General features: G+C 39.2%; 12 protein-coding genes. 7 read left to right on the top strand and 5 right to left on the bottom strand.

Annotated features, from left to right (window positions below; all coding sequences use genetic code 11):
• Nucleotides 1-200: 200 nt before the first annotated feature.
• A complete protein-coding gene (locus CZ487_RS22500) occupies nt 201-1,136 on the bottom strand; it encodes a M23 family metallopeptidase (protein WP_077215430.1) in 936 nt (311 codons plus the stop codon).
• Nucleotides 1,137-1,420: 284 nt separating this feature from the next.
• On the opposite strand from CZ487_RS22500, the gene lipA reads away from it, so the two are divergent.
• Entirely contained in the window at nt 1,421-2,338 is a 918-nt protein-coding gene (gene lipA / locus CZ487_RS22495) for a lipoyl synthase (RefSeq protein ID WP_077214484.1), read from the top strand.
• Nucleotides 2,339-2,699: 361 nt separating this feature from the next.
• Here the strand turns inward: lipA and CZ487_RS22490 are convergent, their stop codons facing one another.
• Entirely contained in the window at nt 2,700-3,296 is a 597-nt protein-coding gene (locus tag CZ487_RS22490; protein ID WP_077214483.1) for a YhcN/YlaJ family sporulation lipoprotein, read from the bottom strand.
• 109 nt (nt 3,297-3,405) lie between these two features.
• Between CZ487_RS22490 and CZ487_RS22485 the strand changes: the two genes are divergently transcribed.
• The gene (locus CZ487_RS22485; RefSeq protein WP_077214482.1) at nt 3,406-3,681 is read left to right on the top strand and encodes a YutD family protein; all 276 of its coding nucleotides are present in this window, start codon (nt 3,406-3,408) and stop codon (nt 3,679-3,681) included.
• 57 nt (nt 3,682-3,738) lie between these two features.
• Here CZ487_RS22485 and CZ487_RS22480 read toward each other — a convergent pair whose 3' ends face one another.
• Together CZ487_RS22480 and CZ487_RS22475 are read right to left on the bottom strand one after the other, a co-directional pair.
• Nucleotides 3,739-4,044: a cytosolic protein gene (locus CZ487_RS22480; protein ID WP_077214481.1), complete on the bottom strand. Its 306-nt coding sequence runs from the start codon at nt 4,042-4,044 to the stop codon at nt 3,739-3,741.
• 98 nt (nt 4,045-4,142) lie between these two features.
• On the bottom strand, nt 4,143-4,409 hold the full coding sequence (locus CZ487_RS22475) for a DUF3055 domain-containing protein (RefSeq protein WP_077214480.1): 267 nt from the start codon (nt 4,407-4,409) through the stop codon (nt 4,143-4,145).
• Nucleotides 4,410-4,586: 177 nt separating this feature from the next.
• On the opposite strand from CZ487_RS22475, the gene CZ487_RS22470 reads away from it, so the two are divergent.
• The 3 genes from CZ487_RS22470 (at nt 4,587) to CZ487_RS22460 (ending at nt 7,227) form a co-directional block, all read left to right on the top strand.
• Complete coding sequence (locus CZ487_RS22470; RefSeq protein WP_077215429.1) at nt 4,587-5,885, top strand: EAL domain-containing protein; 1,299 nt, start codon at nt 4,587-4,589, stop codon at nt 5,883-5,885.
• A gap of 41 nt (nt 5,886-5,926) precedes the next feature.
• Entirely contained in the window at nt 5,927-6,364 is a 438-nt protein-coding gene (locus CZ487_RS22465) for a DUF86 domain-containing protein (RefSeq protein WP_077214479.1), read from the top strand.
• Nucleotides 6,365-6,462: 98 nt separating this feature from the next.
• Nucleotides 6,463-7,227 carry a TIGR01457 family HAD-type hydrolase gene (locus tag CZ487_RS22460; RefSeq protein ID WP_077214478.1) on the top strand — a complete coding sequence of 255 codons (765 nt, stop codon included), beginning with the start codon at nt 6,463-6,465 and terminating at the stop codon, nt 7,225-7,227.
• A gap of 176 nt (nt 7,228-7,403) precedes the next feature.
• Here CZ487_RS22460 and CZ487_RS22455 read toward each other — a convergent pair whose 3' ends face one another.
• Nucleotides 7,404-7,904, bottom strand: a complete 501-nt coding sequence (locus tag CZ487_RS22455) for a phosphatidylglycerophosphatase A family protein (protein ID WP_077214477.1) — start codon at nt 7,902-7,904, stop codon at nt 7,404-7,406.
• Between the two features lie 169 nt (nt 7,905-8,073).
• On the opposite strand from CZ487_RS22455, the gene yutH reads away from it, so the two are divergent.
• Both yutH and CZ487_RS22445 read left to right on the top strand, forming a co-directional pair.
• Nucleotides 8,074-9,081, top strand: a complete 1,008-nt coding sequence (gene yutH / locus CZ487_RS22450) for a spore coat putative kinase YutH (RefSeq protein WP_077214476.1) — start codon at nt 8,074-8,076, stop codon at nt 9,079-9,081.
• Between the two features lie 79 nt (nt 9,082-9,160).
• The gene (locus tag CZ487_RS22445) at nt 9,161-10,144 is read left to right on the top strand and encodes a 2-hydroxyacid dehydrogenase (protein ID WP_077214475.1); all 984 of its coding nucleotides are present in this window, start codon (nt 9,161-9,163) and stop codon (nt 10,142-10,144) included.
• Nucleotides 10,145-10,278 lie beyond the last annotated feature (134 nt).

The raw sequence follows: 10,278 nt of genomic DNA, 5'->3' as shown, positions 1-10,278 counted from the left end.
TCATGTTGTCACACAGCTTCCTTATGCATTAATTTCTGCGGGAATTTCTTCTGTTGGTTATTTACTTTTAGGATTTACAGAAAGCATTCTAATACCGCTTATTGCAATCGTCTTTTTATTAATTGCATTTGCATTATTTGCTAAAAAAATCAGCACAAATTAAAAAAGGTGCGGGGCTCCCATAAAGGGTGCCCAGCACCTTATTTTTTTCGAGCTTTTTGCCGTTCCTGCTTTTCCCATAATCGTAAATGTGGGTAAGGGTCATAAGACCATTCTGTATAGCCATTATCTTTGTACATTCCATAATGTAAATGAGGCGGGAACTTTCCTGATGTTCCAGGAGGACCGTAGCCTGAGCTTCCACCCCCGCCGATGAGCATGCCAGGTTCTACAATTTGACCTAGTTTTAAGTCTTTTGCAAACCCGCTTAAGTGCGCAAAATAATGATAGTTGTTATTGATATCCCGGATGCCTACACGCCAGCCCCCGTAGCGGTTCCATCCTTTCATTTCAACGATACCATAGGAGGTTGCCCGAACAGGTACACCATAATCGGCAAAAATATCGGTTCCTTCGTGAATTCTTCTGCCTCCCCAGCCGCGGGCATCTCCCCAAGTATTTTTATAGCTGTGATTGCTTCTAAGCGGCACCGGAAAAGCGTGTTCTTCTAGATCAATTCGACCAAAATGCTTATAAATCTGTGCTTTTCCAATAATGATCCCAACGGTTTTATCGCGCTGAAAATAGTCCCAAAGACCAATTTTAATATTGTCATGATCGACTCCGTAAGATAACAAATATTGAGCAAACGCAAAAAGGACGTCTTCATCATTTTTTACATCCGCTTTTCCATCGCCATTCCCATCTACACCAATGCCATTAAAAAATTTAATAGAGGTTGGGTTCTGGTCCTCGAGATTCGGGTTTAATAGTCCAACCCATTCTTCAGGTTTGAAATATATTCCCGTGACACCCTCAGCTTTTGGTAAATCCCGTCGGACTGAACGAATATTACGCTCATATTGATCGACAGCCGCTAGGTAATACCAAGGTATATTAGTAACCGCTTCTACCTTTTTGTAAAGGGTCATTCGTTGTTCGTATATATTTGGCTCTGTTTCTGCTCGTACTCCCATATTGCCTGTTAGTAGAAAGATAAATAAAGCAGGAATTAGTAAGTTGAAAAGCCGCACAGGAATCCTCCCTTCACTTTAATCGACACACATAGTTTGCGGATATTAACCGAAATAAATAAATATCAATAATTGGTAATCGTAATCTGTCCTGCTTGTTCTTCTTTTTTCATTATGGTAAAGTGACATGAGAAGAAGTGACCGTTGGTCTTGAACAACTTTGCTAAATGGAAGTCACCAATAGAGAGTCAGCAAAGACACTAATCAACTTGAGGATGGTGTGGTAATTGAGTAAGAACGAAGAATACTTACGTAAACCTGAGTGGTTAAAAATAAAGCTTAACACCAATGAGAACTACAAAGGCTTAAAAAAGATGATGAGGGAAAAAAGCCTTCATACAGTATGTGAGGAAGCAAAATGTCCTAATATTCACGAATGCTGGGCGGTTAGAAGAACTGCTACCTTCATGATATTAGGGGACACTTGTACAAGAGCATGCCGTTTCTGTGCGGTCAAGACAGGTCTTCCAACGGAATTGGATTGGAAAGAGCCTGAACGTGTAGCGGATTCTGTAGCACTTATGAATTTAAAGCACGTAGTCATCACAGCGGTTGCGAGAGACGACCTTAAGGATGGCGGTGCAGCTGTTTTTGCTGAAACGGTTCGCGCAATCAGAAGAAAAAGTCCATTTACCAGTATTGAAGTACTTCCGTCCGATATGGGAGGGGTTCTTGAAAACCTTGAAACCCTCATGGAAGCAAAACCAGATATTTTGAACCATAATATTGAAACAGTTAAAAGACTGACGCCAAGAGTAAGAGCAAGAGCTAAATATGAACGTTCACTCGAATTTCTTCACCGTTCTAAAGAGATGTATCCATCTATTCCAACAAAGTCTAGCTTGATGATCGGTTTGGGTGAGACAAAAGAAGAGATTATTGAAGTGATGGATGATTTAAGAGCGAACGATGTTGATATTATGACCATCGGCCAATATTTACAGCCAACCAAAAAACATTTGAAGGTCGAAAAATATTATCATCCGGATGAATTCCAAGAGCTTAAAGAAATTGCACTAAGCAAAGGATTCAGCCACTGTGAAGCTGGACCGCTTGTCCGTTCTTCCTATCATGCCGATGAGCAGGTTAACGAAGCTGCAAAGCATAAGCAGGCTTTGGCAGAAGAAGCCGCGAAAGAAGCATAAGAAGTTCAGGGAATGAAGTGAATAATTACGAAAAGCATGGGGATTTTTATGTGAAAAAATGTCCATGCTTTTTTAGGCGGAGAATTTCCCGCTAATGGTTAGAGGGGAGGCTGAAGAAGCAGATATAAGCGGAAAAATTCCCTTTATCCTCTCAAATTAAGGCAAATTCTAAAGAATTTGATCATATAGCCGGAAAATCTCCCCTAATTTTTTAGGAAATATGGGTATTTCTCAAAATAAGCGGAATTTTTCCATTTATTTTTCAAACACATTCCTTATTTACCTTATAAAGCAATAAAAAATAGGGTGAGAATAAACCTTCTCACCCCATTTACATTTAACTCTCTTTTTTGGCTAAATATTAAGCCCCTTCAGTTTGATCTTCGTCGCCGGAGGTATTTTTCCCCTGTGGTGACTTTTTCATTTCTTTAATCAGCTGATCAATGGCGTATTCTGCTTTTCGATTATCTGCGTCCATGGTCGCATAGCTTTCAAGCGTGTTTCTTAGAGATGAATCATCACTGACATAAACGTGGTACCAACGCGGAACAACGGACATCGCTGTTCTTTTAACTTGATCGGCTGTTAAATTTCGATTGTCTGAATCAGTGTCATAGACAATTAATACTTCTTCACTCGTTACTAGCGTGGAGACATCGTCAACGTTTGGGATGGCCATACTATATTTACCAATCATATCAGCGACTTTTTCACGATCAATGACGGCAAAATCCTCTGTAGCCATTTGATCGCCCATAATCTGGCTTTTTTGATGGCGGACATATCCAAAGTCCTCCGTAATATCGTCACGATTATGGTTATAAATATCAGCTCGCTGATTATTAACATTTACTGTATTTCCGCTTTTTTCGTAAATCCCTGGTTCTGCGGCATTGTTATTACATGCTCCTAGAAAAATTAAGGAACAAATTCCTGTAACCATCAAGGTTTTTTTCAATTTAAGCACCTCCACATTATTAGAATAGCCAGGATTGATCTTTTTTCTCTTAGTAATTGATGGGGAATAAGTTATAATGTAGACATAGTGTGTCAAAAGAGGTGAGTATATGATCTGTATAAATAATGTTTGTTATGAAATTATAGAAGAGCGGCGCGATGGCTTTAACGAGGAAGCCTTTCGTGGACGATACAGCGAGATTTTATCTAGATATGATTATATAGTCGGTGATTGGGGCTATGGACAGCTTCGCTTAAAAGGTTTTTTTGATGATGGAAATCAAAAGGCTAACTTTGATACAAAAATCAGCACGTTAACCGAGTATCTTTATGAGTATTGTAATTTTGGATGCCCGTACTTTGTAGTAAAAAAGGTAAAAGGGTAAGACGCAGGGGAAATTCGCCGGCTGGGGCTTAGCTGCTCCATTCCGGCGAATTTTATTTTATTTCTCTTGCTGATTTTTATTTTGATCAAGGAAGGAATCTACATCCGTATTCGGATCGTCATGGGTTGGATGCGAACCTTCCATTTGACGAGGCAGACCTTCGTGGAGGTTACGGTTCTCATAGGTGAAATTACTATAGTACTGCTGTCCCTCTTTCCAAGGGGTATTTTTGTTTTGGACAGGTTCATCTTGTCCAATTGGTGATCCAAAAGGCCCTTCAGGGAATTCTTCTGCTGTTAAAAAATTCCTTTGTGTTTCTACATTTGCAAAATCAGTGTACACTTCTCGATCTTGATCATTCATTTTCCTCACCTCACCTTACTGTTTATTATGAGGATTGCGATGAGGAACAAAGCTAGGTAAGTTCTGCTAAATAAAAAAGAAGGAGATTAATCTCCCTCTTAAATAACTTCTTCTAAGAACGAATGCAGTTCTGCAGCATCTTCCTCAGAAATTTGAAATGCATACTCCAAGTACCCTTCTTCTTTTAAATCGTCTTGACCGATAATAGCAAAACGGTTACTTTGGATATTTAAGACAATATGTTTACCGTAGTAACGATCTGATTGAATAAGAGCCAAGTCAAATCTTGTGTTTTCACCCATGAAGCTTACGAAGCGTGTTTTTGTATCAACCTTATCATCATACAGGAAAAAGCGTTCAGACATTTGTTTCCTCCTTGAAAAAGTTTCCTTGTTAATACCACTATACATGAATTCCTTCTATCTTAACAGAGCAAATGCCAATATGCGCATATTCTCGACAGGAAAATATACGTAATTTTGAAAAAATGTGCTACAATAATTTGTAGTTACCGACTGAACTCCTGAGAGGAATGAGCTGTGATGCTTCTAATTCATTGGTTAAATAGCTTTAGGAGATGGGGGAAAATTGCGCTGCCATTAAAACTAATACGGTATTATCCGCCTCAGTTTATTCTAAGAGATCCAATTTCACGAGGTGTGAAAAGGTCTTTTAAGCGTGGATTCGAGGTAGCCGCGATCGTTTTTAATATAGCTAATTTAACGGAAATCGGCAATCAGCTTGATGAACGAAACTACAAGCTTTTTATCAAAAGCTTTAAGAACCATGTTCGCCAGGTTATTAAAAATGAAGTAAGCAGTGATGAAGTCCTTGTTCTGCATGATTATCACAGCGATGGAGTGACGCTATTCTTAAGAGTGGACCATGATTGGAGCAGCGTTTCAGAAATTGATGTCACCATGAATACCATTTTAGAGAATATAGAAAAAAGTTTAAAACAGGATTTTTCATACATAGAAATAAATTTTCAATGCGGTTATATGTTTGTTGAGAAAAAGCATAATACGCTAAAAGACGCCATCTATAAAGCGCATCAGCAGGCGCAGGCCATGGCCGAAAAACGGGAACAGTCAAAGTTTAATGAAATGCATTATATGATCAGTAAAATTGTTTCTCAAAAAGGCATCCGCATTTTGGCACAGCCCATTATCGATGTTCAATCAAAGGAAATCCGCGCATGGGAAATGCTGACAAGAGGACCGAAAGATACCTTTTATGAAAGCCCCTTGCAGTTATTCTCAATTGCACGCCAGACAGGAATGCTCTATGATTTAGAATTAGTGGTATTAGAAAAAGCATTAGAACAAGTGCATTCAACAGGCTGCAGGCAGGATATTTTTATTAATTTTACTCCGGTGTCTTTAGGAAATCATAATATTATTAAAGATGTAAAAAGAATTATGGCAAAATATAAAAGCATTCCGCCAAGCCAAATTACATTAGAGATCACAGAACGAGATTCAATTGATGAAATTGAACATCTTTTACATAATGTAAGAACCTTAAGGAATTATGGATTTCGTTTAGCTGTTGATGATACTGGTGCTGGTTACGCAAGTTTTAACACCATCAGCTCGGTCATGCCTGATATAATAAAAATTGATCGATCTGTTATTCAGGATATCGATAAAAATGCTGTGAAAGAATCCATGTTAAAGGGTTTGCTGTTAGTTGCGAAAGAAACAGGGTCTCTTGTAGTAGCAGAAGGGATTGAAAATGCAGAAGAGGCATCTGTACTCTCTCGCAATCGAGTAGACCTTGCACAAGGATATTTTTTTGCAAGACCAAATTCCCTGCAAAAAGGGCTTAAACCTTCATGATTCAAGATATACTTGCTTCTTAAGATGGAAAGGGTGATATTATGTATTTTGTAGATCGTGAGAAAATTGATCAAATTTTAGTTTATACTGAAAAACAGCTTGCATTACTTGAGGTAACAAACAGCTGGGAGTCACCAATTGAAAAGGCTGCTCTAGAAAGAATTTGCCACACTATCGTGGAAGGCATCATCGATGTGGGCAATTCCATGATTGATGGCTTCATCATGCGTGACCCGGGGAGCTACGAGGATATTATTGATATTTTAGATGATGAAAAAGTGGTTACTAAAGAAATGAGCATTTCATTAAAGGATATCGTCGCTTACCGAAAAATGCTTGTTCAAGAATATATCTCAGTTGACCATGAGAAGCTTCTGAAAACATTTTTGGCAGAATTGGCCAGCCTAAAGCAATTCGCACCAAAAGTTAGAGAGTATTTGGTCAATGAACTGGGCCCGGTTTCAGCTTTTAGAAATTAACGTTTATTGAAAACGCCTCTAACAGGGCGTTTTTTCCATTAATAATACATGCTTTAAAATAATCATGTCTGGCAACGATAAACATAGGAGTGATGAATGTGAAAAAATATAAAGGTTATTTAATTGATCTCGATGGTACGATGTATCGCGGTACAGAACAAATTGCTGAAGCAGCGGAGTTTGTAAATAAATTAAATGAGCATGGAATTCCTTATTTGTTCGTCACAAACAATTCTTCAAGGACCCCTCTTCAAGTGGCGGAAAAATTGCGCGCCTTTCATATTGCCGCTGAAGAAAATCAAGTATTCACAACAAGCCAGGCTACAGCAAACTACATATATGAAAGTAAGAAAGATGCCTCTGTTTATGTAATAGGGGAAGAGGGGATACGTACGGCGATTGAAGAAAGAGGGCTTTCGTTTGCAGGTGAGGATGCGCACTTTGTCGTCATTGGAATTGATCGAGAAATAAGCTATGAGAAATTAACAGTAGGCTGTTTGGCTGTCCGGAATGGGGCAACCTTTATCTCGACAAATGGGGATGTGGCAATTCCAACAGAGAGAGGACTCCTTCCAGGAAATGGATCGCTTACGTCTGTCATTTCAGTATCAACTGGAACCAAGCCGATTTTTATTGGCAAACCAGAGTCGATCATTATGGATCAAGCCTTAAAGGTGCTGGGAACGGAGAAAGAGGAAACTCTTATGGTTGGGGATAATTATGATACAGATATAATGGCAGGAATCAATGCCGGAATGGATACTTTACTCGTTCATACTGGTGTAACGAAAAGAGAGCATTTATCAAATGTTCAAACCAAGCCAACCTATACGGTAGATACATTGGATCAATGGGAATTTTAAAAAGGATGGAGCTGCGGCTCCATCCTTTTGTATTTATCAAATTACCTTGAAGTTAGATAGCTGTCAAGCTCCAGCGCCTAGGGACGAAAGTCTAGCCAATCCGTCAAAAAGGTCAAAGAACAACCTTTCTGCCGGCTCGTCTTATGCTTGTCGCCCCTGAACAAGGCGCTTCCGCTTTATTCGGTATTTGCGGCACGGTGTGCGAGGCGGCTTGATGCTGCTGCAGCCACGGCCCCGACGATGTCATCTAGAAATGTATGGCACCCGCCAGAGGATTTATCATTTAATCTTTGCAGAATCCCCGGCTTCATTTTGTCAATAAACCCGTAGTTGGTAAATCCAATGGAACCATAGACATTGACGATTGAGAAGGCCAAGATTTCATCAACGCCATAGAGCCCTTCATCCTGTTCCAGCATCGATTGTAATGGCTCTTCTAATAGCCCTTTCTCCGTTAACATATCGAGCTGTATTCCGGTAATAATGGCGTTTTGAACCTCTCTTTTAGAAAGAACCTTTTCCACGTTATAAAGGCAATCTTCCATTTGAAGATTGGGGTGATACTTTTCTTGAAGATAAAAGACAAGTTCTGCAATATCCTGTGTTTTTACGCCTCGATCTTGTAACCATTTCCGAGCTGTTGTTTCAACGACATCCATCGATCTTTTTTCATCCATTAGCTTCACCTTTTCTTATCTTTTGACTATATATATACTTCTTTACTTCAAAATATGCAAGCGTCATCTTCATCATTTCCCAGCAGAACATCATTATTCAAGAATCCAACAAGTTTTAGATTTTCACCACATATATATAAGTATTATTTAGAATTGAAGGGGTGGCAACATGCTTCAAGCATTGCTTCAACAAAAATTTGGGATAAAGCCTGAGGAAGAGCTAAGAATGGGTCCATATGAAGCTTGCAAAGCTGGATCCAGCCTCTACTTATTAATTCCAGCACGAAATATCGATGGGGAAACAATCATGGAGCTCGATCAGATTTCACAGCATATGGTTCAATATGGTGATTACCATGTCTATACTTTTCTTAAAACAAAAGAAGGAGAAGCAATCGTTGATTGGAAAAAAGATCATTATTGTGTATTAGCTAACCAGCGTGGTGAGCATGTACCGGTTCAAAAAGTCGGGAGAAAACTTAGTAAATTCCATCATCGTGGGAGAATGCTGCCGCTCAAAATTCAAAAGATCAGCCGAATTGGCATGTGGAAATCTTTCTGGGAGCAGCGGTTAGATCAAATGGAAAAGGTTTGGAATGACCAGTTGTTTCATCCACCGGAGAATGAATTCCAACGATTGTTTTTGGAGTCCTTTCCATATTATATGGGCCTTACGGAAAATGCAATCCAATACTTGACCGATACCGAATTGGACGATAATCCAACGGGGATTGATAATGGAACGGTCTGTCACGTCCGTTTTTCGCAAAAAACGTGGGGAGATCAAATGGTCGTTAAAAATCCTTTTGACTGGGTCGTCGACCACTGCGCACGAGATTTAGCGGAATGGACGAGAGATCGTTACTTTTATAATAGTAAAACGTACGAGAGAGAAGTCAGTGCATTCTTTCGAGATTATCAAAGCATTGAACCTCTGTCGTCTTTTTCATGGCGCCTACTCTATGCACGGTTGTTGTTTCCGCTTCATTATTTTGAATGTATTGAGGAATACTATATAACTGACTCAGAGCAGCAGCAGCATTTGCTCGAAGAACGTTTGAAAAAATATGTAAAGCACTCGAGAGAATATGAAAAGTTTTTAAGAGATTTTTATCATCTGACAGAAGTTCCAGTGAAAAAATACCATTTACCAGAATTAGAATGGCTATTCCGGTAAAATCTTGCATTTTTTTTACAACGAAGGAGAAATTCGTCTTATAATGAATACTGACACTACATAATAAAAGGAGATACAAATGAAGCCCTATATCTTTATTACAAGAAAACTACCAGATGAAGCCGTGTCAGCGCTAAAAGAAAAGTACGAAGTGAACATGTGGAACAGCGAAGAAAAACTCGTTCCGCGTGATATTTTATTGCAAGAAGCTGCAAAAGCGGATGCGCTTTTAACAATGCTTTCGGAAAAAGTTGATGAAGAATTATTATCGGTAAGTAAAAATCTAAAAGTCGTTGCAAACCTGGCTGTTGGATTTGATAATATTGATGTAGAGGCTGCGTCAGCTCATGGCGTGGCTATTTGCAATACACCAGATGTATTGACAGACTCAACAGCTGATCTAACGTTTGCGCTGTTAATGGCTGCGGCTCGCCGTCTTGTTGAAGCGGCTGAGTTCGTGAAGGAAGGAAAATGGAAAAGCTGGACACCGCTTTTATTAGCTGGACAAGATATTCATCATAAGACGATTGGAATCGTTGGTATGGGGAGCATTGGGTCAGCCGTAGCAAAGCGGGCAAAAGGATTTGATATGAATGTCATCTATCATAACCGTTCCCGAAAAATGGATGTCGAGAATGAATTGGGGGCCGTCTACAGCTCTTTTGACGATTTAGTTCTGACTTCCGACTTTATTGTTTGTTTAACTCCATTAACAGAGGAAACTAGAAATTTATTTACAAGAGAAGTGTTTAAGAAAATGAAAAAGACTGCTGTTTTTATCAATGCTTCTAGAGGGCCAGTCGTAAATGAGCAAGATCTCTATCTGGCCCTTAAAGAAGGAGAGATTGCCGCGGCAGGTTTGGATGTGTTTGAGAAAGAGCCGATTGATGAGAATCATCCGCTGCTTCAACTGTCTAATGTCGTAGCTCTCCCGCATATTGGCAGTGCTTCTATTGAGACAAGAATGGGCATGATGAAGCTTTGTGTGGACAATATTGATGCTATTTTAAGTGAAAAAGAGCCGCTTACTCTCGTGAATAAAGATTGGACTCTTACTAGGTAAAGCGGGTTCTCTTCTGAGGTTCAGAGTTAGGCTGGACAAGCTTTCGATTTATTAAGAAAAATTTTTTTATTATAAAATGACTGAAATAACAGTGATAAAGCGATTACATTATTTTTAATTATGAAAATTTCTAT

The sequence above is a fragment of the Robertmurraya dakarensis genome (assembly GCF_900156875.1).
GTDB classification, from domain to species: domain Bacteria; phylum Bacillota; class Bacilli; order Bacillales; family Cytobacillaceae; genus Robertmurraya; species Robertmurraya dakarensis.
This window is presented reverse-complemented; position numbering and strand designations above follow the sequence as displayed.